Origin of the sequence: Saccharopolyspora thermophila (assembly GCF_014646075.1) — a bacterium.
GTDB classification, from domain to species: domain Bacteria; phylum Actinomycetota; class Actinomycetes; order Mycobacteriales; family Pseudonocardiaceae; genus Saccharopolyspora; species Saccharopolyspora thermophila.
The window spans coordinates 324,085-348,455 of the sequence record NZ_BMMT01000001.1 but is presented as its reverse complement, the minus strand read 5'-3'; the positions used below and the strand labels follow the sequence as shown (position 1 = coordinate 348,455).

At 70.3% G+C, this 24,371-nt stretch carries 18 protein-coding genes; 4 read left to right on the top strand and 14 right to left on the bottom strand.

The annotated features are described in order from the left end of the window. Positions 1–22: 22 nt before the first annotated feature. The 10 genes from IEY17_RS01515 to IEY17_RS01470 are packed head-to-tail and all read right to left on the bottom strand — an operon-like array spanning position 23 to position 10,740. Complete coding sequence (locus IEY17_RS01515) at positions 23–1,444, bottom strand: cytochrome P450 (RefSeq protein ID WP_188984587.1); 1,422 nt, start codon at positions 1,442–1,444, stop codon at positions 23–25. After that, a complete protein-coding gene (locus IEY17_RS01510; protein ID WP_188984585.1) occupies positions 1,444–2,028 on the bottom strand; it encodes a cupin domain-containing protein in 585 nt (194 codons plus the stop codon). The genes IEY17_RS01515 and IEY17_RS01510 overlap by 1 nt, the downstream gene beginning before the upstream one ends. Beyond that, positions 2,028–3,662: an FAD-dependent monooxygenase gene (locus IEY17_RS01505; RefSeq protein WP_188984584.1), complete on the bottom strand. Its 1,635-nt coding sequence runs from the start codon at positions 3,660–3,662 to the stop codon at positions 2,028–2,030. Before IEY17_RS01505 ends, IEY17_RS01510 begins: the two co-directional genes overlap by 1 nt. A gap of 3 nt (positions 3,663–3,665) precedes the next feature. Beyond that, positions 3,666–4,883, bottom strand: a complete 1,218-nt coding sequence (gene fabF / locus IEY17_RS01500; RefSeq protein ID WP_188984582.1) for a beta-ketoacyl-ACP synthase II — start codon at positions 4,881–4,883, stop codon at positions 3,666–3,668. Continuing rightward, a complete protein-coding gene (locus IEY17_RS01495; protein WP_188984580.1) occupies positions 4,880–5,356 on the bottom strand; it encodes an SCP2 sterol-binding domain-containing protein in 477 nt (158 codons plus the stop codon). The genes fabF and IEY17_RS01495 overlap by 4 nt, the downstream gene beginning before the upstream one ends. Further along, positions 5,353–6,939, bottom strand: coding sequence for an FAD-dependent oxidoreductase (locus tag IEY17_RS01490; RefSeq protein WP_188984578.1), 1,587 nt, complete (start codon positions 6,937–6,939; stop codon positions 5,353–5,355). Before IEY17_RS01490 ends, IEY17_RS01495 begins: the two co-directional genes overlap by 4 nt. Continuing rightward, positions 6,936–7,856, bottom strand: a complete 921-nt coding sequence (locus IEY17_RS01485) for a hypothetical protein (protein WP_188984576.1) — start codon at positions 7,854–7,856, stop codon at positions 6,936–6,938. Before IEY17_RS01485 ends, IEY17_RS01490 begins: the two co-directional genes overlap by 4 nt. Then, positions 7,853–8,986, bottom strand: coding sequence for a 3-oxoacyl-[acyl-carrier-protein] synthase III C-terminal domain-containing protein (locus tag IEY17_RS01480; RefSeq protein WP_188984574.1), 1,134 nt, complete (start codon positions 8,984–8,986; stop codon positions 7,853–7,855). The genes IEY17_RS01485 and IEY17_RS01480 overlap by 4 nt, the downstream gene beginning before the upstream one ends. After that, positions 8,987–9,268: an acyl carrier protein gene (locus tag IEY17_RS01475; RefSeq protein ID WP_188984572.1), complete on the bottom strand. Its 282-nt coding sequence runs from the start codon at positions 9,266–9,268 to the stop codon at positions 8,987–8,989. A gap of 35 nt (positions 9,269–9,303) precedes the next feature. Beyond that, positions 9,304–10,740 carry a flavin-containing monooxygenase gene (locus IEY17_RS01470; RefSeq protein ID WP_229679747.1) on the bottom strand — a complete coding sequence of 479 codons (1,437 nt, stop codon included), beginning with the start codon at positions 10,738–10,740 and terminating at the stop codon, positions 9,304–9,306. Between the two features lie 487 nt (positions 10,741–11,227). Here IEY17_RS01470 and IEY17_RS01465 point away from each other — a divergent pair, with 487 nt between their 5' ends. The 3 genes from IEY17_RS01465 (at position 11,228) to IEY17_RS01455 (ending at position 14,182) form a co-directional block, all read left to right on the top strand. After that, positions 11,228–11,611, top strand: a complete 384-nt coding sequence (locus tag IEY17_RS01465) for a nuclear transport factor 2 family protein (RefSeq protein ID WP_188984568.1) — start codon at positions 11,228–11,230, stop codon at positions 11,609–11,611. A gap of 95 nt (positions 11,612–11,706) precedes the next feature. Then, positions 11,707–12,594, top strand: a complete 888-nt coding sequence (locus IEY17_RS01460; RefSeq protein WP_229679746.1) for an oxidoreductase — start codon at positions 11,707–11,709, stop codon at positions 12,592–12,594. Between the two features lie 202 nt (positions 12,595–12,796). Beyond that, positions 12,797–14,182, top strand: a complete 1,386-nt coding sequence (locus IEY17_RS01455; RefSeq protein ID WP_188984564.1) for an amino acid permease — start codon at positions 12,797–12,799, stop codon at positions 14,180–14,182. Positions 14,183–14,291: 109 nt separating this feature from the next. On the opposite strand, the gene IEY17_RS01450 is transcribed toward IEY17_RS01455, so the two are convergent. The 3 genes from IEY17_RS01450 to IEY17_RS01440 form a co-directional block, all read right to left on the bottom strand. Continuing rightward, positions 14,292–15,470 (bottom strand): VanZ family protein, encoded by a 1,179-nt coding sequence (locus tag IEY17_RS01450; RefSeq protein ID WP_188984562.1) that lies wholly within the window; start codon positions 15,468–15,470, stop codon positions 14,292–14,294. Between the two features lie 225 nt (positions 15,471–15,695). Next, on the bottom strand, positions 15,696–18,074 hold the full coding sequence (locus IEY17_RS01445; RefSeq protein WP_188984561.1) for a right-handed parallel beta-helix repeat-containing protein: 2,379 nt from the start codon (positions 18,072–18,074) through the stop codon (positions 15,696–15,698). A 36-nt stretch (positions 18,075–18,110) separates the two neighbouring features. Beyond that, positions 18,111–20,792, bottom strand: a complete 2,682-nt coding sequence (locus IEY17_RS01440; RefSeq protein ID WP_188984559.1) for a helix-turn-helix transcriptional regulator — start codon at positions 20,790–20,792, stop codon at positions 18,111–18,113. Positions 20,793–20,962: 170 nt separating this feature from the next. Here IEY17_RS01440 and IEY17_RS01435 point away from each other — a divergent pair, with 170 nt between their 5' ends. Beyond that, the gene (locus IEY17_RS01435) at positions 20,963–23,821 is read left to right on the top strand and encodes an AAA family ATPase (RefSeq protein ID WP_188984557.1); all 2,859 of its coding nucleotides are present in this window, start codon (positions 20,963–20,965) and stop codon (positions 23,819–23,821) included. Here IEY17_RS01435 and IEY17_RS01430 read toward each other — a convergent pair. Next, positions 23,748–24,161: a hypothetical protein gene (locus tag IEY17_RS01430; protein ID WP_188984555.1), complete on the bottom strand. Its 414-nt coding sequence runs from the start codon at positions 24,159–24,161 to the stop codon at positions 23,748–23,750. The genes IEY17_RS01435 and IEY17_RS01430 overlap by 74 nt on opposite strands. Positions 24,162–24,371 lie beyond the last annotated feature (210 nt).

Here is a 24,371-nt window from a genome sequence, read left to right as displayed (position 1 = left end):
GCGGCTCGGGTCAACTCGCGGGTCAGGAGCGGGCGCGGACGGTCATCGGCAGCCCGCCGCGCGGCCGGACGATGATCTTCGCGCGCGGCGCGACGCGGTGCCCGGGCACCGGTTCGAAGCGCCAGCGCTGTGCGATGGTGGCCAGGGCCATCACCGCCTCCAGCAGCGCGAACTCGTTGCCGATGCACTGGCGCGGACCACCGCCGAACGGGAAGTAGCTGAACCGCGGGCGGTCGCGGTCGAGCGCGGTGCCGGTGAGGTTGTCGGTCGACCCGTCCGGGGCGCTCGGCACCCAGCGTTGCGGGGCGAACCGCTCCGGGTCGGGCCACCACCGTGGATCCCGGTGTACCACCCAGGAACTCATCATCACGGTGGCGTCGACCGGCAGCCGGTAGCCGAGCACGGTGTACTCGGTCAACGCCCGCCGTGCCACCGTCCACACTGGAGGGTAGATGCGCAGCGCCTCGGAGAACACCGCCTTCGTCCAGGCCAGTCGGGGCAGGTCGGCGAAGGTCGGCAGCCGGTCGCCGAGCACCTCGTCGACCTCGGCGGCCAACAGCTCCGCGGCCCGCGGGTTGCTGCCCAGCAGGTGGAACGTCCAGGCCAGCCCGTTGGCGGTGGTGTCGTGCCCGGCCATCAGCAGGGTCAGCACCTCGTCGCGGATCTGCTGGTCGGACATGGGTTCGCCGGTGTCGGCGTCGCGCGCCGCGATCAGCATCGACAGCAGGTCCTCGCCGACCACGCCGGTGCGCCGCCGCTCCTGCACCATCCGGTGCACCACGGCATCCAGCGCCCGGCGGCCGCGCTGGAACCGCAGGTTGCTGGGCAGGGGCAGGCGGACCAGCAGCGATCCGCCCGGCGACATGGCCCAGCGCAGCGGGCCGTCGTTCTTCGGCAGCGCGGTGCGCACCGTGCGGGTCACGTCGCTGTCCAGGTCGACGTCGAAAATCGTCCTGGTCACGACGGCCAGCGTCAGCTCCACCATCTCCACCAGCACATCCAGCCGCTGGCCGTCGGACCAGGTGGCGCTGCGCTGGGCGGCCAGCTCCGCGAAGGTGTCGGCGTACCCGGCGACGCGCTGCCGGTGGAACAGCGGTTGCAGCAGCTTGCGCTGCTTCTTGTGGTGCTCGCCGGTGCTGGTGAGCAGGCCGCGGCCGAGCAGGCGGGTCAGCGGCGCCTCGCGGTTGCTGCCCTTGCCGATGATGTCGCTGTCGAAGTGCGGTGCCGAGGAGATCAGCACGTCGTTGATCGCGACCGGGTCGCTGACCAGGTAGATCGTGGTGGGGCCAAGGGGCACCCGGACGATCGGCCCGTACCGGTCGCGCAGCCCGGCGAGGAAGTTCGGGGTGTCGGCCTGCAGGTCCCGGAGCATGCCCGGGCGCAACCCGCGCGGGCCGGGGACGTCGTGCTCGCTGCGGATCTGCTCTTGTGCCTGCTGGGTCATCATCGCCTCCTCGGGGCCGACGCGGGGCGCAGCCGACGGCGGTCGACGGGCACGTAGGTGCCCGGGTAGGACAGGGCGCGGGCGAGCGGCAGCAGCGGGCGGAACACCGCGTCCTGCAGCCACTGCGGCCAGGTGAGCCGGAACTCGTCGCGGAACTCCGCGGCGATCGCCGCCGCGCGCAGCGGGCTGGGGTGGCCCCACCGGTTCGTCCGGCCGTCGGTGGCCAGGCCCCACAGCGTCTCCAGCAGCTCGTCCATGCGCAGCGCCGGGTACGCGCCGCTGATCAGCCTGGCGTCGGTGGAGCCGTGGTTGATCATCCGGTGCGGCACGCCCGGCGGGGCCACGTAGCGCTTGCCGGGCCGGGCCAGGATCTCCTCGGATCCGATCTGGATCAGCACCTCGCCTTCGAGGACCTCGAAGGTCTCGGTCTGGTGCGGGTGGATATGCGTGGCGGCGACCGCGCCGCCCGCCCGGAGCAGAAAGTCGCCCTCGACCAGCTCCCCGTTGGTGTCCAGCCGACCGGTGCGGATCTTGACGCGCTCTCCGGACTGGGTGTTCTCGATGACCTCGCCGACGTCGAGCATCAGGGGGTTCCTCCCACGGTCTTGAAGTAGCTGCGGACGGCACCGGGTGAGGCGCTCGAACCACGCGCGCCCAGGTACCGGTCGGGGCGGACGACGACGGCGGTGTCCGGGCCCGCGGCGAGCGCCCGCCGCACCCGGCCGCCGAAGTCGGCCACCACGCGCCACCGCGGCGAGTCGGGGATCGCGTCCGCGGGCGCGCCGGGCGAGTCGAAGACGAGCACCGGGACGTCGCGGGGCACGGCGCGGTGCAGCGCGGTGAACCCGTCGACGTCGTCCCATGCGCGGCCGCGCCCGGCCCAGGCCAGTACCACCGGGCCGGTGGCGGGCAGCAGGTCCCACAGCCACCCGTCGACCAGCCGCACGTCGGGCAGCCGCGCGCCCGTACCCGGACGCCCGCGCACCAGGTCCACCACGGAGCGCAGGCGGCGGGCGGCCAGCAGCGGCCCGGAAGCCGCGGTGAGCCCGGCGGGATAGCTCTGCAGCACACCGCTCACCGCGGGCGGCACCACACGCTGCACCACACCTCGGCGGCCCGCGGTCGACCAGATCAGGTCGCGTCCGGCGCGGGCGGCGGCGCTGGCCAGGGTCGCGCCCCTGGTCGCGCGGTTGGCCAGCCGGACCGTCAGTGACGCGGCCGGTCGCCGCTCGGCGTCGTAGGAATCCAGCAGGGTCGGTGACGCGTCGCCCCGGCACACCAGGGCCAGCTTCCACCCGAGGTTCGCCGCGTCCTGCAGCCCAGCGTTGACGCCCTGCGCCCCGGCCGGGCTGTGCACGTGCGCGGCGTCCCCGGCCAGCAGCACCCGGCCGCGCCGGAACTGCCGGGCGATGCCCTGCCGGACCCGGAACCCGCTGACCCACTCCGCGGTGGACAACCGCATCGGGACCGGGCTGCGCTCGTCGAGAATCCGCTGGATGCGCTCCACCGGCCACTGCGCGGGGTCCGGCCGCTCCCGGCCGACGGTCATGGTCAGCCGCCACTGGTCGCCGGGCATCGGTAGCGCGTGCAGCACCGCGTCGCGGTGCAGGAACCAGTTGACGCCGTCCCGCGGCAGCTCGGTGTCCATCCGCACGTCGGCCAGCACCCAGCCGTAGCGCTCCAGTTCACCGGCCATGTCGATGCCGGCCGCCGCGCGGATCGTGCTGCCCGGGCCGTCGCAGGCGATCAGCCAGTCCACCTCGGCCTGCTCGGTCCCGGCCGAGCTGACCAGCGCCACCCGCGGCAGGCCGGAGGCCGACCAGCTGAGTTCGGCGCAGCGGACGCCCTTTTCGACCTTGCCGCCGAGCTCGACCAGCCGCCGCTCCAGCAGCGACTCGGTCTCGTACTGCGGCAGGACCAGGCCCCAGCCGAAGCGGGAGCGCAGGTCGGTCAGGTCGAAGGTGGTCAGTGGCTGCCCCTGGGACCACAGTGTGCCCTTGCGCAGCGGCAGGCCGCGTGCGGTGGCCTCCTCGGCGATACCGAGGTCGTGCAGGATCTCCAGGGTCCGCGGCCAGATCGCGATCCCCTTGGAGCGCGGCGACCGCTCGGTGCCCGCCTCCACCACCCGCACCGGCACGCCCGCGCGCAGCAGCTCGCAGGCCACGGCCAGTCCGGTCGGCCCCGCCCCGACGACGAGAACCCGGGTCTGCTCGGCCATTGCTCACCCCTCGAATCTGCGGAAAACCAGCGACGTGTTGTGGCCGCCGAACGCGAACGAGTTGGACAGGGCTACGTTCACGTCGGCTGCGCGCGCCTTGTTCGGCACGTAGTCGAGGTCGCACTCCGGGTCGGGCATCTCCTGGTTGATCGTCGGCGGCAGCTGGCCACGGTCGATGGCCAGCGCGCAGACGGCGGCCTCGACCCCGCCGGTCGCGCCGAGCAGGTGCCCGGTCGTGGATTTCGTCGAGCTGACCGCGATCCGCGTGCTGTGCTCGCCGAAGACCCGTTTGAGCGCGGCGGTTTCCATCGCGTCGGACGCCCTGGTGGAGGTGCCGTGCGCGTTGACGTAGTCCACGGCGGAGGGATCGAGTCCGGCGTCGCGCAGGGCCAGCCGCATCGCCCGCGCCGCGGGCGCGCCGTCCGGTGCCGGCCGGGTGGGGCTGTGCGCGTCGTTGGTGTGGCCGCACCCAACGATCTCGGCGAACACGTGCGCGCCCCGGGCCTCGGCCGCCGCCAGCGACTCCAGCAGCAGCATCCCCGCGCCCTCGCCCATCACGAACCCGTCGCGCTCGGCGTCGAACGGCCGGGAAGCCCGCTGCGGATCGTCGTTGCGCCGCGAGAGCGCGCGCATGTTACCGAACCCGGCGATGAGCGGCCCGACGATGCACGCCTCGGCGCCACCGGCCACCGCCGCGGTCGCGTACCCGTCGCGGATGAGCCGGAAGGCGTGCGCGACGGCATCCGCGCCCGCCGCGCAGGCGGTGGCCGGGGCCGCGGACGGACCGCCGAAACCGTGCAGCCGGGCGATCGTGCCGGCCGCCATGTTGACGATCGAGGACGGCACGAAGAACGGCGACACCATGGCCGGGCGTTCGGTGCGGACCCCGTCGATGATCGTCGCCGCCCCGCCGATCGCGCTGCCCACCACCGTGGCCACCTCGCTGCGGTCGGCGAAGACCGCGCCGTCCAGCGCCATCGCCGCCGCGGCCTGCGCGAACTGGCAGAAGCGGTCCGCCCGGCGGGCCTCGTGCCGGCGGCAGAAGTCCAACGGGTCGAACCCGGTCACCTCCGCGGCGATCCGCACGTCGTGCCGGGACGCGTCGAACGTGGTGATCGGCCCCGCCCCGGACACCCCGCCGACCAGGGCGTCCCAGGTCGCGTCGGTGCCGATGCCGACCGGGGTGACCAACCCGATCCCGGTGACCACCACGCGGGTCATCGCGCGCTCGCGTCGTCGAGACCGAACAGCGACTCCAGCCGGGTGGCGAGGCCGACGTCGCCCTTGATCCGCAGGCGACCCCGCATCAGCAGGCTCATCCCGCTGCGCAGGCCGGAGGCCATCTCCAGGAAGCTGACCGCGTCCATGCTCAACGTGACCGTGGGCTGGGTGTCCTCCCGCGCCGGGCGCACCGCGCACGAACTGCCCGCCAGGGACAGGTCGTACTCGATCGTCTCGGCCGGTTCGCGGCGCACCCGCCAGCGGACGACGACCGGCGCGTCCACCGCTCGCCCGGTGTGGAACTCCGGCATCCGCTCGAACGCCGCGCGCAGCGCCTTGCCGCCGGTGTCGGTGGCCAGCAGCGCGGTCAGCTCCCGGCGCGGCACGCCGTCGACGGCCGCGCGCAACGCGGCGCGGTCCGCGGTGGTCAGGGCGGACAGCTCGGCCTCGGTGAGGGTCCGGTGTTCGGTCATGCGTGCTGCTCCTCGTGTGCGGTGGCCCCGGCGACGACGAGGGCGGCGGCGACCTCGGCCGCCGGATCGTCGCCGGGCAGTTCGGCGGCGACGTGCCCGTCCGGCCGGACCAGCACCGCCGCGTGGTGTCCGAGCATCCGGTCGGCGTCGTCGAAGGCGACGGCCCGCACGTGCGGGACGTCCTGGCAGGCGGCCGCGAACGCCTCGGCGTGGCGCTGGTCGGCCAGCACGGCGAAACCGCTCACCCCGATGTCGCATGTGGACACTTCGTGGGCGTCGTCGATCCACCGGTGCGGCATGCGGGCGCCGACGGCGACGGCGTCGTCGAGGCGCATCACGTCCGCCACCACCGGGTCGCGCTGGTAGCAGAAGCCCAGCGCCTGGCCCGGGTAGTCGAAGTGCGGGCGTTGCTGCTCGATCAGCTGCCGCACCTCGTCGCCCGGTGGGAGCCCGGTGAGCAGTGCCTCGATCTGCCGGGCGTTGTGCTCGCTCTGCCGGGCGTTGAACTCCGCCACCGGGCGCCGCTCGGTCTCGTAGCTGTCCAGCAGTTCCGGGCGCGCCCAGCCCTGGAGCACCCCGGCGAGCTTCCACGCGAGGTTGTGCGCGTCCTGGATGCCGGTGTTCATCCCGAACCCGCCGGTCGGGGGGAAGGTGTGCGCGGCGTCCCCGGCGACGAACACCCGCCCGCTGGCGTCGCGCCACCGGTCGACGCCGGTGCTGCCCATCCGCCACGAGCGAACCGAGAGCACGGCCACCTCGACGTCCGCGCCCACGGCGGACCCGACCAGGGCCGCGTGGTCCAGCCCGGGGTCGAACAGCCGCTGCTCGTCGTGCGGGCCGGATGCGGGCACCTCGAGCAGCCACTCGCCGCCGACGGGGTCCACTGTGATCAGCGCACCCCGCACCGCGCTGTTGGCGATCCAGTAGAGCGCGCTGCCGTTGTGCTGCGTCCACCGCCGCAGGTCGGCCCGGAAGTGCACGTCGAGCAACCGCCCCAGCGGCGGCTCGGCCACCGGCGCGATCCCGACCTGCTCCCGCAGCTCACCGTGCAGGCCCTCGGCGAGCAGCGCGTAGTCGGCCTCGATGCGGCACGGCCCGTCCGCTCCGGTCGCCTCGACCACCACGCCGGCCGCGCCGGTCGACAGGCCCGTCGCGGTGGTGCCGAACAGCGCTGTGACGGTGGGGCGATCGGCGAGGGCAGCGGCCAGGATCGACACGATGCGGTGCTGCGGGCAGATGCCCGGCAGCTCCGGGCTCTGCGCGGCCATCAGCATCAGCTTCTCGGCCGACTCCACCACGTCCAGGTGGCCGAACTCGGTCCCGGCCAGCGCGGTCCGGAAGCTGATCCGCCCCGCCTCCTGCGGCGGCACCCCGGCCTCGCGCACCCGGTCGGCCAGGCCGAGCGTGCGCAGCACCTCCATGGTGCGGACGTTGACGATGGTCGCCCGCGGGTGCGGCGAGGGCTCCCGGCGGCGCTCGACCAGGACGGTCCGCACGCCTCGTTGCGCGAGCAGGTGCGCCGCGGCCAGCCCGACCGGGCCGCCGCCGACCACGACCACCTGCGCGGTCACCCGGCGGGTCATCGCCGCACCTCCGCGACCGCCGGCGCGAGCGCGCGATGCACAGCGGCGTCGAAACGCCGCCGAGCCGCCTTCCGCGCGACGGCCACCGCGGGCAGGCCGAGCGCGGCGGTGGGCACGAGCCACGCGGCGAACGCGGCGAGCACCAGGTTGCGCGGCAGGCCGGGACGTACGGCGCGGGCCACCGCGACCCACGCCCGGAAGACCCGGCTGGCCAGCAGGTCCGCCGTGGCCAGGGCCGGATCGACCGCGGCGGCGTCGGTGGCCGCGAGGGCCTGGACCACCCGGTCGTCGAAGTCCGCGTCACCCGGCCGCGCCGTGGCGGCGAGCTTCTCGCCGACCGCCCGCACCCGCGCCAGCTGCGCGGGACCCACGCCCGCGCGCGGGAAGAACCAGAACGGATCCCGGCGGCCGGTCAGCAACCACCGCATGGTGGTGAAGAACGTCGCCAGCGGCGGGGCGTCGTCGATGGCGGCGACGGTGCCGAGGTAGCGGGCACCGCGGGCGGTGACCCGGCGGCTCACCGCCAGGGCCGCCGAGTACCACATGTTCCGGCACGCGGTCAGCCCGATTACGCGCTGCCCGGCGAACCGCTGCGGACCGGCCAGCACCGAGCGCATCGGGATCGACGGCGCGAGGTACCACACCTGGAACGCGAACAGCACCAGGTCCACCGGCTCGTCGTCCCCGACCACCTCGACCTCCACAGTGGACTCTGGGTGGACGGCGTCGGGCACCAGGCCGACGAACCGCCGCAGCGACCACGGGAAGGGGAACGCGGTGCGCGGCCGCACCTGGCTCCACCGGATCTCCCACCCCGCCTCGACCAGCGGCGCGACGAAGGCGTCCACGGCGTCGGTGAGCTGACCGGTCTGCGAGTACCAGTAGACCCGCAGCCGTGGCGGGCGTGCTGCGGTCATCCGTCCGCCCCGACCGCGGTCAGGTGCATGAACGCGATGGAAAACCGGCCCGACTCCGGCACCATGCACAGCAGTTTGTCCCCTTCGGACACCAGCCCCGAGGTCACCAGCTCGTCGAGGATCACGAAGATCGCCGCGCTGCCGATGTTGCCGACCTGCTGCAGGTTGCTGAACCAGGACTCCAGCGGCGGGCCGTGCACCTTGCGCCGCTGGAGCTGCTTGAGCACCATCTCCTTCATCTTCTCGCTGGAGTAGTGCGCCGGGAACCAGCGAATCTCGTCCGGGTCGAAGCGGCCCTCGGCCAGCAGCCGCTCGTACTCGTCGACCCCACACCTGACCAGGTGCGGCAGCAGCGCGAGGTTCTGCCGCATCACCAGGGCACCGGCGGCCGACGCGTCCTGGTCGGTGGCGTGGTCCAGCCAGGTGCGCTCCGTGCCGCCGGACTCGCTGCCGAAGTACATGCAGGTGGGGCCGGTGTTGGCGTAGGAGGTCAGGCTGATCCAGTCGATGCGCAGGCTCACGCCCCGCGCGGCGGGCCGGTCCCGCACCACGAAAGCGCCGGCGCCGTCGGAGAGCATGTACCGCAGGAACGCCATCTCCAGCGCCATCGAGCCGTCCTCGGCCGCGGGCCGCACGCCCTGGTAGCGCTGGCTTTTGAAGGCGCGCGAGGAGAACTCGGAGGCGGCCACCACCGCGGTTTGCTTCTCCCCCGCCGTGATCTGCAGGTGCGCGGCCTTCAGCGCGGTCATCCCGGCGTTGCACAGGCCCCCGGCGCTGATCACCTCGCAGGGCGGGCAGTCCAGCGCGCCGTGGATCATGCTGGCGAACCCGGGTGCGAGCAGGTCGGCGATCGTGGTCCCGGCGGCGATCAGGTCGATCTCGTCGACGCCGACCTCGCCGCGGCGCAGCGCCTCCCGAATCGCCGACACCGCCATCTCCGTGTTCGACACGGTCGTCCGCTGCTGCTTGTCGATGGCGTAGTGGCGGGTCTTGATCCCGTTGTTCGCCAACGTCTGGTCGCGCACGATCTCGGAGTTCGGGCCGACCGCGCCCAGGTACTCGTCGATCTCCTCGTTGGGCACCGGCGCACCGGGCAGGAACCGGCCGGTGCTGGTGATGTAGGCAGGCATCTACTCCCCCAGGGACACTCGGTCGGCGGTCGTGGCGTGCTCGTCGAGGCGCAGGGCGACGAGGTCGACCAGCTCGCCGACGGTCTGCACGCCCATCAGCCGCTCGTCGGTCAGCGCGATGTCGAAGCGCCGCTGCAACTCCTGCACCAGGGCCACGAGCTCCAGCGACTCGACCTCCACGTCGGAGAGCCGGGTGGTGTCGGTGACCGTCGCGCCATCGACACCGCACACGTCGGTCAGGAAGTTCTCGACCGCGGAATGGACTTCTCGCCGAACGTCCATGTTGTCCTCTTTCCTTGCCGTGGACGAAAAACGGGTCAGCGGCGAATGCGGTAGGACGCCACGTCGAAGCGCGCGGTGCGCCTGCGGAACGTCCACGTCGGACCGGGCCACAGCGTGGTGTTGCGGCCGGTGGCGTCGAGGTAGTAGCTGGTGCAGCCACCGCTGGTCCACACGCTGCCGGTCATCGCGCGCTGCACCTCGGCGGCGAAGCGGCGCTGCACCTCCGGGCGCACCTCGATGTCGCGGAGGCCGTCACGGGCCATCACCCGCAGGCAGTCGACGACGTAGCGGATCTGCGCCTCGATCATGACCAGCAGCGAGGTGTGTCCGGTGCCGGCACCAGGTCCGGTGAACAAAAACAGGTTCGGGAACCCCGCGACGCTGGTGCCCAGGTAGGCGGACCGGCCGTCGACGCGCCAGGTCTCGGCCAGCGACCGGCCGTCCCGGCCGAACAGCCGGTGCGCCACCGGCGGATCGGTCACGGTGAACCCGGTGGCGAGCACGATCACGTCGGCGAGGCGCTCGGCACCGTCGGCGGTGACGATCCCGTTCGCCTCGACCCGCTGGATCGGCTCGGTCACCAGCTCGACGTGTGGCCTGGTCAGCGTCGGGTAGTAGTCGCTGGAGATCAGGACCCGCTTGCAGAACAAGGAGTACGTCGGTGTGAGGCGCCGCCGCAGCTCCGGGTCCGGCACCTGGGCGGCCAGGTGCGCGCGGGCCTGGCGCTTCGCTGCGGCCAGCAGGCGGCGGCGCCCGGTGAGGGCCAGCGCCGGGATCTCCCGCGTCCAGTACTGGACCGCGCGCACCGCGCGCTGCGCCAGCGGCACCCGGCGGTACAGCGCGCGCACAGCGCGGGGCACCGGCCGGACCGCCTTTGGCATCACCCAGGGCGGTGTGCGCTGGTAGACCTGCACCTGCTTGGCCTTCTCCGCCACCGCGGGCACGATCTGCACCGCCGACGCCCCGGTGCCGACCACGGCGATCCGCTGCGCGGTGAGGTCGACGTCGTGGTCCCAGTCGGCCGAGTGGAACACCGACCCGGTGAACCGGTCGAGCCCCGGGATGTCGGGCAGGTTCGGCCGGGCGAACGGCCCGGTGGCCACGACCAGCACAACGGCCCGCAACCGCCCCCGGCTGGTGGTGAGCAGCCAGCACCGGTCCTGCTCGTCCCACTCCGCCGCGGTCAGCTCGGTGCCCAGCTCGACGTGCTCGTCAACACCCCAGCGGCGGGCGCAGTCCCGCAGGTACGCCAGGATCTCGGCCTGCCCGGCGAACGAGGACGTCCAGTTCGGGTTCGGCGCGAACGAGTACGAGTACAGGTTCGACGGGATGTCGCACGTGCAGCCCGGGTAGGTGTTGTCCCGCCACGCGCCGCCGACGGAGTCCGCCCGTTCCAGCACCACGACGTCGTGAAATCCGGCCGAGCGCAGCTGGTGCACCAGTCCGATACCGGCGAATCCAGCACCGATCACCGCGATCGAAACTTCTCGGACACTGCCACGTAACGGAGGCCGGTCGGAGTTCACCGTCGAGTCCCCAACCGACCGCGGAAAACGAGCGCCACGAATAACTCCCGATTGTTTCTCCGCGCCATGAGCCCCCTCCAGATCGCCGGCGACTGCTCGGCGAGCGACTCGCCCAAACGCTAGCCACAGGCCCCGGTGGGATGTCAACATGGTTTTCGCGATTACGACGAACAGCGCACTCCGCAATGCACCTGACGGCAGACAAGGAAGCCAAAACTCCAGCTCAGCACGGCTACCGCAGCCACAGCGACGAAAGTCCCCCACATTCGGACACATTATGCACCGCCCGGACGTTACCGTTTCGAGACAGATGTGACAAGCATCACAGTCGCCTTTTCCGGTGGAATCCCCGATGTAGGTTGCGGATCGTCGAACCAGGCTGACGTGATCGACCACGAGGAAGGCGCCCGCATTGGACTCGAATGCTGATATCGTGCGCCGGGGTTATGCCGCTTTCGAAAGCGGGAACATTCCGGAGTTCAAGTCGCTCCTCGCCGAGGACGTCGAGTGGGAAATCCCGCGAGAATTCCCCTACGGGGGAGTTTTCCGCGGGCCGGACGCCGTGGTGGAACTGCTCGCCACCATCCCTTCCTACTACGCGAGCCAGCACGTCGAGATCACCGATTTCGACGCGTTCGGCGACGAACTGGTTATCGTGCGCGGCCGGCACTACGGCGAGGTGAAGAACGGCACAGCCTACGACGTCGGCTTCGCGTCGTTCTTCACGGTGCGCGACGGCCGGGTGGTCCGCTTCCGGGAATACGTCGACCCGGGCAAGGCGATCGCCCTGCTCGACTCGATGCGCACCGAGCAGTGACGTCCGGAGCGGGGCGTCCCTGCACTGCCTGGGCGCCCCTCGCCGCGAGGCACTCCGGTTCGTGACAGTTCCTCATGTCGAAAGGCCCGCCGACCATGACCGCACGGAACTCCTTCGGCCTGCCCGACCTCACCGGCAGGACGGTCGTCGTCACCGGCGCCACCGGCGGGCTCGGCCTCGCCACCACGCGCGCGCTCGCCCGCGCCGGGGCACACGTCGTGCTCGCGGTGCGCGACCTCGCGCGCGGTCGCGCGGCGGCCCGCACCGTCGACGGCAGCACCGAGGTGCGCCACCTCGACCTGGCCGATCTCGCGTCGATCCGCGCATTCGCCGACTCGTGGCAGGGCGACCTGGACGTGCTCATCAACAACGCGGGCGTCATGATGCCGCCGGAGAGCGCCACGAAGGACGGGTTCGAGACGCAGTTCGGCGTCAACCACCTGGGCCACTTCGCCCTGACCAACCTGCTGCTGCGCTCGCTGACCGACCGGGTGGTCACCGTGTCGTCGGTGGCCCACCGCTCCGGTCGAATCCGCTTTGACAACCCCAACCTCGTCGGCGAGTACCGCGCGTCCCTGGGCTACGCGCAGTCCAAACTGGCCAACCTGCTGTTCACGCTGGAGCTCCAGCGCCGCCTCACCGGCATCCGCTCCCCGGTCCGCGCGCTCGCCGCGCACCCGGGCTGGTCGGACACGCCGCTGCAGAGCCGCGTCCACAACCCGGTCGCGCGCACGCTCATGGTCCTCTGCAACAAGCTCGTCGCGCAGAGCAGCAGCGCCGGTGCGCTGCCGACGCTCTACGCGGCCACCCAGGACCTGCCCGGCGCGGCCTACGTCGGCCCCAGCGGCTTCAAGGAACTGCGCGGCGCACCCACGCTGGTCAGCCGGTCGCCCGCCGCCAGCGACGCCGAAGCGGCGAAGCGACTGTGGGAGCTGTCCGAGGAACTCACCGGCGTCCGATTCCCCGCCGAACTGGTGCGGTGACGTCGCCGGGGCCGCTGGCGGACCCGCAACGCCGAACGTCGCCGACTCCCCGCCACTGCGCGCGTTGCGGCTCTGCCCGGGTTCAGGCCACTGGACGATCCGGCAAGTTGCTCTTGCCGGCTTGTACAAATTGACGTCTTGGCTGGTCCGGTGACCGGGATCACGATGACCTGCAACTGTTCCTGGTGTGGAAGAGGTCAGGATGTCTACAGAGATTTCGCAGCTCAAAAGCGGTCTGCGACAACGGCACTTGAGCATGATCGCGATCGCGGGCGTGATCGGTGCCGGCCTGTTCGTCGGCAGCGGAGCCGCGATCAGCCAAACCGGCCCCGGCGCGGTGCTGTCCTACGCACTGGCCGGCCTGCTGGTGGTGCTGGTGATGCGGATGCTCGGCGAGATGTCCGCCGCCAGCCCCGAGACAGGATCGTTCTCCAGCTACGCCGAACGAGCACTGGGACGCTGGGCCGGGCTGGCCATCGGCTGGCTGTACTGGTGGTTCTGGGTCGTCGTGCTGGGCATCGAAGCCACCGCCGGTGCAGAGATCGCCAACCGCTGGTACCCCGCCATACCCCAATGGGTCTGGGCACTGCTCATCATGGTGGCACTGACCGCAACCAACCTGTACTCGGTGCGATCCTTCGGTGAATTCGAGTTCTGGTTCGCCTCCATCAAAGTCACCGCCATCGCCGGCTTCATCCTCCTCGGCACACTCGCCATCCTGGGTGTGCTGCCCAACGTGGACAGCCCCGGACTCACCAACCTCACCGGACACGGCGGATTCCTCCCCTTCGGCATCAGCCCCGTCCTCAGCGGCATCGTCGTCATCGTCTTCTCCTTCTTCGGCGCCGAAATCGCCACGATCGCCGCAGGAGAATCCGACAACCCCCAACACGCCGTCCGCGCCGCGGTACGATCCGTTGTCTGGCGAATCCTGGTGTTCTACATCGGCTCCATCGCCATCATCGTCACACTACTGCCCTACAACAACGCCGAAGTCGCCAAAAGCCCCTACGTCGCCGTCCTCGACCAGATCGGCCTCCCCGCCGCAGCCCTGGTCATGGACATCGTCGTCTTCACCTCCGTACTCTCCTGCCTGAACTCTGCCCTCTACACAGCCTCACGAATGGCATTCTCACTCTCCCAACGCCAACAAGGCCCCCGACCGCTCGCACGAGTCAACAAACGCGGAGTCCCCACCCTCGCCATCCTCGCCTCCACCATCGTCGGTTTCATCACCGTCGCCTTCAACTACATCTCACCCGACACCGTCTTCCTCTTCCTCGTCAACTCCTCCGGAGCAACCGCACTTCTGGTCTGGCTCGTCATCGCCTTCTCCCAACTCCGCCTCCGTAAACAACTCGAACGCACCAACCCCGAACGACTCACCCTCACCATGTGGGGCTACCCCTACCTCACCTGGGCCACCATCATCGCCATCACCACCATCCTCGTAGCCATGGCCTTCGACACCGAAACCCTCATCCAACTCCTGCTCACCCTCACCGTCGCAGCCACACTCGTCATCATCGGCCTCATTCACCAACGCACCCACCAACCCACCACCACCCCAACAACCGAACACGTCTGACAAACCGAACGCAATCAGCCGAAAGAAAACGCGGTGCTGGAATCCGTTGCCCGGATTCCAGCACCTGCTGTTTTCACGTCGACAGTGATCCCTGTGCTGATGGGTGGCATCAGGAACCCGACGAGGCCGGGGTCGCCTCGGGTTTCGGTGCGCGGGCGCGTTTGTGCGGTAGGGCGTGATTGTGGACGCCGGAGAGCAGTTCGTGGGCGCCGTGGTGGTTGGGGTGCAGCCACAGTGCGACGCAGAACGCGATCAGCAGCACAGCGCCCACCGTGACCAGCGCCAAGCCGATCAGCACCTCCGGCAGTAGGTCAATGAGTTCGCTCAGCAGGTCTTCGGGGTGGATGAGCATGTCTTCGACCCCGCTGATGCTCATGCCGGGCATGATGATGGCGGCCCCCAGGATGAGCGCCGGCACCAGCGCAACCGGAAACATCGGAACGGCGAGAAGCACCGTGCGCAGCAGCAGACGCCACAGTGCCGGTCTCGCCCCACCGGGGCCAACCAGTTTCAACAGCAGCAACTTCTTGCCCGGGGTACCGCCGAAAGCCCAGGGCAGCACGACGAAGTACACCAGCACGGCCGCCAGCAGCCCGAGCAGCCAGTCATCGAACAGCACCACGCACATCAGCGTGCAGAACACCGCCACGAACGGCAGCACGCACAGGTCCACCACCAGCGCCAGCAGCCGTCTGCCCAGCGGTACCGGGCGACGGGCCAGCGCCTCGTCGTCCAGCGACTCCAACGTGGGCAGGAAGCGGGTCAGCGGCCCGGCGACGGCCCAGCCCAGCATGGCGCCGCCGGTGTTGACGATCAGGTCGTCCACGTCGAACAACCGGTAGGGGCACGGGTACATGCCCCAAACCCCGGTCAGCTGGGTGAACTCGAAGAACAGCGAGACGCCGAGCCCGATCACCGAGGCGACCAGGAAACTGCGCCGGAAGTGATACCGCAGGTACATGCCCAGCGGCACGAGCAACAGCACGTTCAGCAGCGTTTCCAGGACCGCCGGGTTGTGGATCACCAGCGCACCCAGGCTCACCCGGCCGTCGGCTTCCTTCCAGATGTCGGCGAAGGTGTTGCCAGGCACCAGCTGCGGGTGCGACTTCTCCGGGTACTCCGCACACACGTCGACCGACGGCGCGGGCAGCGGGATCAGCGTCATGCAGAATGCGGTCAGCGCGTAGAACAGAAAGCTGTAGAACGAAAGCGTTCGCCAACTCGACATGACCCCGTGCCTGCGGTAGGTGGCGATCGCGGCGGGGAGGAACAGAACGAGTGCGAGCAACGGAAAGACGAGCGCCGCTGTCTTGACAGGCAGAAGGTAAAAGCTTGCCACCGCGCGATTATATGGATTCGTCTCCAGTCTCTCCCTGCGGAGACCATCTTCTGTTCCGGCGTTTGCGGCTGACACCGCCGGGATCAGCAAACACGATGGCAAGGTGTGCCACCAGAACCGGTGTCCTGCCAGGTGAGGCTGGCCCCACCTGGCATCGGGTGGTCTGGTCCACCGTTACTCGGGGATGGCCGCGACGTCGACGTCGACGTCCAGGAGGCGGGTGAGGTCCGCGGTGGAGGCGTCGGTGGCCGTCGCCAGGCGGGAGGCTTGGCGATCCACCATACGTTCGAATATTTTGCGGGCCGTTCGACCGTTTCCGAAGGTGCCATCCTTGGGGATGCGGGTGAAGTAGTCGCGCAGGACCTCGGCGGCGGACTCGTCGAGGCGGTAGTCGTGCTTGTCGCATTGCTGACGCACGATGGTGACCAGTTCGTCCGGCGTGTAATTGGCAAATTCGATGGTGCGGCTGAAGCGCGACTCCAGTCCCGGGTTGGTGGCCAGGAAGGAATGCATCTCACGGGAATAGCCGGCGACGATCACCGCCACCTCGTCGCGGTGATCCTCCATCAGCTTCACCAGCGTGTCGATGGCTTCGCGGCCGAAGTCCGGGCCGCTGCCGCCGGACTGGGAGCTGAGCGTGTACGCCTCGTCGATGAACAACACCCCGCCCAGCGCGCGGTTGAACGCCTCGGTGGTCTTGATCGCCGTGCCACCGATGATGTCGGCGACCAGATCGGCGCGCGCGACCTCGACGAGGTGCCCGGACGTCAGTATTCCGAGCTCGGCCAGGATCTTGCCGTACAACCGGGCTACCGTGGTCTTGCCGGTGCCCGGCGACCCGGCGAAGACCAGGTGACGGCTCATCGGCGGTGTGGACAGCCCGGCTTCCTGCCGCCGCTTGGCCATCTTGTTGAGGTTGACCAGGGTCGTCACCTCACGCTTGACGTCGGCGAGCCCGACCAGACTGGCGAGTTCCTTCAGCGACCCCTCACCGGCAGTGGTGGTGCTGCTCGAACCGGACGTCGCGCTCCCCTCGGCGCGCGCGGTCGCGGTGCGCCGGGTGTCGGCGACCTTGTTGTTGTCGCTGACGAATCCGGACACCGACAGTTCGGTGAACGAGGTCATCTGCCGAAGCCCGGCGCCGCCGTTGTTGCGGGCCACGCAGTCGCGGACCGACACCGCCTGGGTGGTGTGCACGCGGATTCCGTCGGCGGTGTTGTCCAGCAGTTCCGACCCGATGATCTCGGCGCGCCCGGACTCCATGACCACCACGCCGCTGCCGACGCAGTGGCGCACCCGTCCCCGATTCATCCGCAACTGCCCTCCCGAGCCGACGTGCACGCCGTCGGCGCCAGACCGGTAGATCTCGCAGTCGTCGAAGCGGGCTTCGGCGTCGGCCACCGACAGTGCGGGCCCGGTGGTGTTCTGCACACTGCACCCCTGCACCGTGGCCTCGGCCTGGGCACAGACCCGTACGCCGGCGTCGCCGGAGCCGTCCACGTCCACGTTGTGCAGCCACACCCTGCCGCCCGCGATCTCCACGCCGATCTGCCCGCACCGCTCGGCGCGCACGCCGTGCACCGTCTGCTCGCCACCACGCACACTGAGGCCCGTCTCGGTGCACTGCTGGGCGGTGATGCGCTCGAACTCGACGCGCGAGCCGTTCTCCACACACGCACCGACGCCGTCGATGTCGTCGACAGTCGTTTCCCGCACCACACCACCGGATCGCCCGGCGACTCGGATGCCGAAACCGGTCGCCCTGCTGACCCTGCAGCGCTCCAGCAGCACCTGCTCCGCGCCGCCGATCAACACCCCGTCGGCCCCGGCTCCGTCCACGGCGCAGTCGATCAGCCGGGTCGGCGCGGTGCTGGCGAGGTACACGCCGACACCATCGGTGTCCTGAATGGACAGTTCCTTCAGGGTTGCGGAGGAGTGCTGCTCGACGGCGACCGCTGGCTTGGCGGCGCGGCTGATCGTCACGCGCTCGGCGGTGAGCTGCCCGTGTCCATTGAGGCAGATGCCGTTGCCCTCGGCCTGCGCGATGGTGCCGGAGCGTATCTCGAGCACACCGTGCTCGGCAACGACGACGCCGGTCGTGCCCAGCTCCGTCAGCACACAGCCGTCCAGCACCCCGCCGCGGGGGGAGGTGACGACCACCCCGGCCCCCGCCGGGTTGCTGAACCGGCTGTGGTGCAGCTCCACCGAACCCTGGTCGAGGGCGTAGACGACGGTCCAGGCCGCGCCGTGGAATTCGCAGTCGGTGGCGGTCATGGTCCCGGCCGTCACCACCACCGCGGGTTCCTGCTGGTCATTGCCGTGAACGGCGACACCGGTCAGCCCGAGCGCCGCGGCCACTGTCAGCGCGCACCCGTGGGGTGGGCTGATCTGCACCGGGCCGTCCTCGGCGGCGATCGTGACCGGCTTGGTCACGATCAAATTCTCCCGGTACTGGCCCGACGCGACGTTGACGACCGCGCCGCTGGGCGCGGCCGCCAACGCCGCAGAAATGGTGTCGTAGCACTCGGGCACCCCCGGCGAAACGGTGATCATCAGTGGTGTTTCCTTTGCACTGCGCGGCGCATCGTGTCATGCGGGCACGCCCGCGATCCGTCCTTCCAGGCGGGCTGCCGCGAGTTCGACCCGCGAGCGGCATCCGATGCGAGCGAACAGCCTCGTGAGGTGAGCCTCCACCGCCTTCTCACTCATCCGCACGGCGAGCGCGATCTGCCGGTTGGTCAGCCCATCGCTGACCAGGTCGACGATCTGGAGCTCGGTCGCGGACAGCGCACTGTCCCGTGCCTGGTAACGGGGCGGTGCCACACCACGCCGCTGCATCAGCCGCTGCAGCCTGTCGCGGGCGTACCAGGTGCGGCCGAACCGGTTGGCGAGTTCGTACGCCTGGTGCAGCCAGCGTTCCGGCGTGCTGTCGAGCTCGCCCAGGGCGAGGCAGGACATCGCTTCGGCGTAGGCATCGCGGCGCAGCTTCGCCAGGTTTACCGACTCAGCCAGCTCGGCGGGGCAGCCGCGCACCAGGCCGCGCACGAACTTCAGCTGCTGCGTGGTGGAGCGGCTGCGGACTTCGGCGTCGAGCGCGGCGGCCTCGGTCATCGCGCGTTCGGCACCGGTCCGGTCGTCGAGCTGCACGTGGCAGTAGGCCAACCGGGCGAGCACCCGTTCCCAGCCGACCGGGTGGGTGCGGCTTCGCTGGGCGAACGCCCGCCAACCGAGTTCCAGCGCGCGTTCGGTGTCGCCTTCCTGGTGCGCCATTCCGCAGCGCACCCAGCTCAGCAGCGGATCGGGGGCGTCGGCGGCAGGGGCCATCCACGCCTGTGCGCGTTCCAGTTCCCCGCGTTGGGCGCAGATTTCGGCGGCGATGGCGCGCGCCCGATACCGACTCGTGCCGAGCGGAACGTCCAGGTTCGCGGCCTCCAGCTCCCTGGTCAGTGCCAGCGCGGCATCCCAGTCACCGACCCGGTAGGCGCGCAGGATGCGCTGGTAGTGCGCCATGGCGCCACCGACGGAACTGCGCCCGGTGATCAGCTCCACCGCGGTGGCGTGGTCGCGCCAGGACGCGGCTTCGCGCACGTCCTGCGCGGTCGCCTCATCGAGCCCGCAGCGGCCGCCGAGTGCCTGGTAGAAGTCCTCGCACCTCGTCGCCAATGCGCACATCAGGCGGATCAGGTCCACCGCGGCCCCGGACTTTTCGGCCAGGGCGGTGGTGAGCAGCGGCAGCACCTCGATCGGCTGCACCACCTGCCCCTCCAACGAAGCCTCGAACAGCGCGTCGAGCTTTCTCTCGACCTCCGCGGTCAGGCAGCCGAGCAGGCGCAGCGCCACGCGCACGTCGTCGAGGCGTTCCTCGTGGAGTAGTGCCACCAGCCACCACGCGGTGGCATCGGCCAGGTGGCCGTCGACCTGCCCGGGATGGTCCCGGGCCACGGCGGCGAACTCGTCGGCGAGCTGGGCGAACCGGCCCAGATGGACCTGCAACCGCGCCACCAGGCCGACCAGGCGCGGCCAGGACTCGTCGGCGGGTTCGGTGTGTGCCAGCGCCGATCGGTACCAGTCCAGGGCCTGGGCCGGGTGCTGGGCGACGACCGCGTCGGCGCCGCGGATCAGGACGTTGCGCGCCTCGAACAGTTGCGGTCCTGCCTGCGCGGCATGGTCGGCGAGAGCCCGCCGGTCGGCCGCTCGGCCGGTCTCGATCAGGCGGCGAGCGATGGTGGTGTGGGTGTTTCGGCGGGTGGTTTCGTCGTGCAGCGCCGCGGTCAACGCCGGGACCGCCAGCTCCAGCACGCCGTTCGAACCGACCCGCAGCACCTCGGCCCGGGTGAGCTGGTCCAGCGCCCGGCCGCAGACCGCGACGTCCAGGCCTGCGGCCTCGGCGAGCAGCGGCAGGTCGTCGCTGGCGGCGACCGCCGCGGCGAGCTTTCGCCCGGGCTGGCCGACCCGGTCTATCGCAGCCAGCAGCGGGTGATCGCTGCGCAGCTCGACCGGCTCGCCGGCGCCGCGCAGGCACAGGTGCTCGTCGATCACCGTCAGCCGCCCCTGGGCGTACAGGAAGGCCACAGTGGTCAGCGCTGTCCGCGGGTTGCCGAACAGCGGGCCCAGCCCGTGACGCAGGGCCTCGACGAGGGTGTTGTCGGCGGGCGGGCCCCACTTGGCGATCAGTGCCGCGACGTCCTCGCGCGACAGCGGCGGCAGCTCGACGATGCTGTCCGCGGCTCTGGCGAGCCGGTCCACCGCCAGGTGGGTGGCATCGCTGGCGCTGGCGATCAGCGTCGCGTTCGCCGCCCGCACGCCCTGCGCCAGGATGGACAGCGCCGTGGAGGTCCCCGGCGTGGTACGGTCGATGTTCTCGATGATCAGCACGGTGCGCTGACGGCGGGCGAGGTGGGCGATCGCGCGGGTCAGCTCGTGCATCAGCGGCAGCACTTCGAGATCCGGCTTGCCGCGCCCGTTGGACCGCAGCCTGGACAAGGCGGCGACGGCGTCGAGCAGCGCCACACTGGGACGCTCGTCCAGGATGGCCCGGATCTGCACCAGCAAGCTGTCCACGATAGCCGGTGCGCTGCACTCGTCGGTGGTTAGAACCGTGGTCCGGCGGCGAGTCCAGGCCCGTTGCAATGCGTTCAGCAGCACGGTCTTGCCGGAGCCGGTGGCACCGCACAGGAGCACCAGCGCACCTGAGGTGGCGTGTTGCACCACGTCGTTGAGCGCGTCCCACTGCTCATTCCTGCCGACGATCGCGGTGCGCTCACGAGCCATGCTTCCCCCCGGCCCGAACCCAAACAACCCGGGACCCAGACTCCATTCGGACCAGGACATTCGTAGCCGTGTCGTACATTAGGCCGCATCTTCGGATTCCAGAAGCGGGCCAGTTGTAGGGAGATCCCCCGACAACCGTCGGCGTGCGCGGCGCGGGAGGACAGTCAGTGATGGCAACGGACTTAGCAGGTGACCGCGAACTGTCGGCGTCGGCCAGGCGGCTGGTGGGACGCGACAGCGTGATCACCGATCTGGTCGGCGCAGCGCAGACGAGCAAACCCCCGCTGACCCTGGTAACCGGGGACACCGGCATCGGTCGCACGGCGGTGCTCGACGAAGTCCGCCGACGTCTGGACGCCGACGGCGTCCGGGTGCTCGCCGTCCGCGTGGACGAAGATGATCGGCGAACGCCATACGGGGTGCTCTACCAGCTGCTCGCGGAGCTGGGCGGATCAGCGGTACGGCCCGACGCGCTGGCTTCGGTGCGGGGGCTGGTCGCCAAACTGAGCCTCGACGCCGACACGCGCACCCCACCGGAGGTGGCGTTTCAGCTGGCGACGGCGATCTGCAACGCCGTGCGCGGGCACGCGCCGGTGGTGGTCGTGCTCGACGACGCGCAGTACCTGGACGAAAGCACGGCGGCGCTGCTGGAGCCGATGGTGCGGCGGCTGGGCCTGATGAGGTGCTCGCTGATCATGGGTGTCCGCGGCGGCGACGTCGTCGGCGCGAACAAGATCGACACCGCGACCCGGCAAGCGGCGCTGCGCAACCTCCGCCGGGACGGCCTGCTCAAGCAGGTCCTGCTCCGACCGCTCACCAGGGCACAGAGCGCCGCCTTGATCAGACAGGAGTTCTCTGCCAGGCCGGCCGGTGACCTGCTGGACTGGCTGCACGGGAGCAGCCGTGGCAACCCGGCGGCGCTGACCGCCGCCCTCGAGGCATGCCGCGGCGCACAGCTGCTGCGGGTCGTTGACCGGCACGTCTACCGCCGTCCGGCCACCGAACTGCCCGCGCTCCCCGAGTCGCATCCGTTGGTCAACGCGGTGCGGCGGATCGGTTCGGCGGCATGGCCGGTGGCACGGGCGATGGCGATTCTGGCCCCACTGGGCGAGCACGCGCCACGGCTTGCCGCCGAGGAACTCGAGATCGACGAGGCGAGTGTTCGGGCCGCGTTGTCCGAACTTCTCGCCCACCGGGTGCTCGTTCGCACTGGGAAGGGCTGGCGGTTCCGTCTGCCGGTGGTGCGTGCGGTGCTGCATTCCTGCCTCGGCCCCTACGAGCGGCGGCAGCTGTCCGCTCGGGCCGCGCAGGCGGTGTGGGACGGCGAGGTCGTGGTCAACGACCGCACCTACCTGCCAGACCTGCTGGCCGAAGCAGGCCGCCTGGTCGACCCCGCACGCTCGGCGGACGAACTGCTGGCGGCCGCGGTCGAGGTGATGTTCACCGATGGACGGCACGCCATCCGCTGGCTGCGAGCAGTGGTCGACCGGGTGGACACCCCGGAGCAGCGGGCGGTGATGCAGATGGCGCACGCGTCGGCCTGCGCGATCCACCTCAGGATGCGGGAGGCCGTGGCCAGCGCCCGACCGGTGCTCGAACACCTCACCGAGCACCTGACGCCGGACATGGTGCAGGAGTTACAGATCGTTTACGTCGCCGCGCTGGGATACTGTGGAAAGGCCGCCGAGCTGACCAGGATCGTCGACCGCGAGGCCGACCTGCTTTCCGGCGACTCACCGCAGGAAACGGTGGCTCGGGGGTACGCACTCGCGTTGCTCGGCAGGTGGTCGGACGCATACGCGTTGATCCGCGAACAGCGCGCGCGGTGGTCCCACGCCGACCCGGTCACGGCGAACTTCGGCACCTTGCTCGAGATAGGCGCAGGCGTCGTCGCGGGTAAGACAGAGCACCTGTTCGACTTCCGGGCGCGGTCGGATCGCCCACCGGAACCGAGCCAGTCGGACCAGCGCCAGTTCGAGACCCTGCGACTGGAGATCGACATGTTGTTGCTCCTCGGCGAGAACCACCAGGTCGAGGAGCTGATGAGCGCGCAGAACGTGGCAATCGAGCAGTTGCACGGGCCAGCCCAGTTCCTCATCCACTTCGCTCGCGGTGACTGGCCGAAGGCCATGGAAATCGCCCGCCGCAGCATCGCCGAAGGCGTGTTCTCGGCAAATCCGGCGTCCACGGTGGTGATGTATCACGGTGCGGTGGACATTCTGGGCGGCACCGGTTGGCTCGGCCGGGCTCGCACCCTGGCCGAATCCGCACGTGGGGTGCACCTGAACCACCTGCTGGACTTCACCGAAGCCTGCATCCACCGTGGGCTGGGCGAGGACGCGGAAGCCGACGCGATGCTGGAGCAGGCGCTGACCAGGGCGGAACGGTCCGGCCAGCTTCTCGGCACCGAGGAACTGCTGGTCGAGCTGACCGTTCGCGACGTCACCCAGGGCCGTGCCGAGTCGGCGGCCAGGCACCTCGCCCGGCTGCGCGAGATGGCCGATGAACTGCGCAGCGGACGTGCGGAAATCGCCTGTCTGCAGGCGCAGTACCACGTGCATGGCGATGTCGGGGCAGCTCGCGAGGCGGTCCGCCTGGCTCGTGCGCGTGCGCAACCGTACGAGATGGCCAAGCTGTTCACCCGCCTGGCGTTATCCGGGGCGGACACGCAAAAGCTGCTGACCGAGGCATACGAGTTGTTCGGCGCGATGGACGCGTTGCTGTGGCGGGCGAAGCTCCGCCAGTTCATGCGTGCCGCCCACGTTCCGGTGCCAGGCCGCAGCCAGACCACCGCGGAGAACGAACGGCTGCTGGCGATCCTGGTCACCGAAGGAATGACCAACCGCCAACTCGCGATGATCTTCGGCACCAGCGAGAAAACCATCGAGGGAAGGTTGACCCGGCTGTTCGCCAGGATCGGCTACCGCTCACGGGTCGAGCTCGCTGCCGCGATACTCACCGGCGAGTATCCGGCGGAGCCGAGTCCGCCGAAAGTCCAAAGTCGTGCACGAAGCCGGCATAGCGCGTGATCTGCCCGGCCAGCACCCTGCCGGATTCGTTGACCAGCCAGGTTCGTTGGTCGCTGCGCTCACCGGGCACCGCTTCCGGGCGCACGGTGACGTCGGTGTGCGTGTCCGTGGCGTCGAAGTCGGCGCGAACGTGGATCTGGGCGTAGTCGGGTAAGCGGTACCTGCCGTTGACGTGATCGTCGAGTGCCTCGTCCACCCGCTCGCGAAGTGCGCGTACCTGCTCGTCGGTGACCCCCGCGGTGGGCCGAAGACCGATCCTGACGGTGAACTCCCACACGCACCTGCCCGGGGTGATCTCGAATTTTCGCATGTCGGCGGCGATGTGTCCGCCCCAGGGCAACTGGTTCACCGTGATGGCCGGTGTGTGCGGTCGTTGCAGTTCCCACTGCGCCGGGATGAAGAAGTCCAGGTTGCGCAGCCGAACTCGGTAGTCGACGCCGACGGTGTTGTCGCGGTAGGTCTCCAGCTCGGCCTTGATCTGTTACGCGACGGAAAGACTCAGGCCGCGGTTCGGATCCGCGCTGTGGTTGAGCCAGATCTCGGCTGCGTC

Coding starts and splice junctions, on each gene's coding strand:
- IEY17_RS01445 (WP_188984561.1), bottom strand. CDS start 18,074: ATGATCACCGTTTCGCCGGGGGTGCCCGAGTGCTACGACACCATTTCT.
- fabF (WP_188984582.1), bottom strand. CDS start 4,883: ATGACCCGCGTGGTGGTCACCGGGATCGGGTTGGTCACCCCGGTCGGC.
- IEY17_RS01505 (WP_188984584.1), bottom strand. CDS start 3,662: ATGGCCGAGCAGACCCGGGTTCTCGTCGTCGGGGCGGGGCCGACCGGA.
- IEY17_RS01435 (WP_188984557.1), top strand. CDS start 20,963: ATGGCAACGGACTTAGCAGGTGACCGCGAACTGTCGGCGTCGGCCAGG.
- IEY17_RS01440 (WP_188984559.1), bottom strand. CDS start 20,792: ATGGCTCGTGAGCGCACCGCGATCGTCGGCAGGAATGAGCAGTGGGAC.
- IEY17_RS01475 (WP_188984572.1), bottom strand. CDS start 9,268: ATGGACGTTCGGCGAGAAGTCCATTCCGCGGTCGAGAACTTCCTGACC.
- IEY17_RS01485 (WP_188984576.1), bottom strand. CDS start 7,856: ATGACCGCAGCACGCCCGCCACGGCTGCGGGTCTACTGGTACTCGCAG.
- IEY17_RS01515 (WP_188984587.1), bottom strand. CDS start 1,444: ATGACCCAGCAGGCACAAGAGCAGATCCGCAGCGAGCACGACGTCCCC.
- IEY17_RS01495 (WP_188984580.1), bottom strand. CDS start 5,356: ATGACCGAACACCGGACCCTCACCGAGGCCGAGCTGTCCGCCCTGACC.
- IEY17_RS01510 (WP_188984585.1), bottom strand. CDS start 2,028: ATGCTCGACGTCGGCGAGGTCATCGAGAACACCCAGTCCGGAGAGCGC.
- IEY17_RS01480 (WP_188984574.1), bottom strand. CDS start 8,986: ATGCCTGCCTACATCACCAGCACCGGCCGGTTCCTGCCCGGTGCGCCG.
- IEY17_RS01455 (WP_188984564.1), top strand. CDS start 12,797: ATGTCTACAGAGATTTCGCAGCTCAAAAGCGGTCTGCGACAACGGCAC.
- IEY17_RS01490 (WP_188984578.1), bottom strand. CDS start 6,939: ATGACCCGCCGGGTGACCGCGCAGGTGGTCGTGGTCGGCGGCGGCCCG.
- IEY17_RS01460 (WP_229679746.1), top strand. CDS start 11,707: ATGACCGCACGGAACTCCTTCGGCCTGCCCGACCTCACCGGCAGGACG.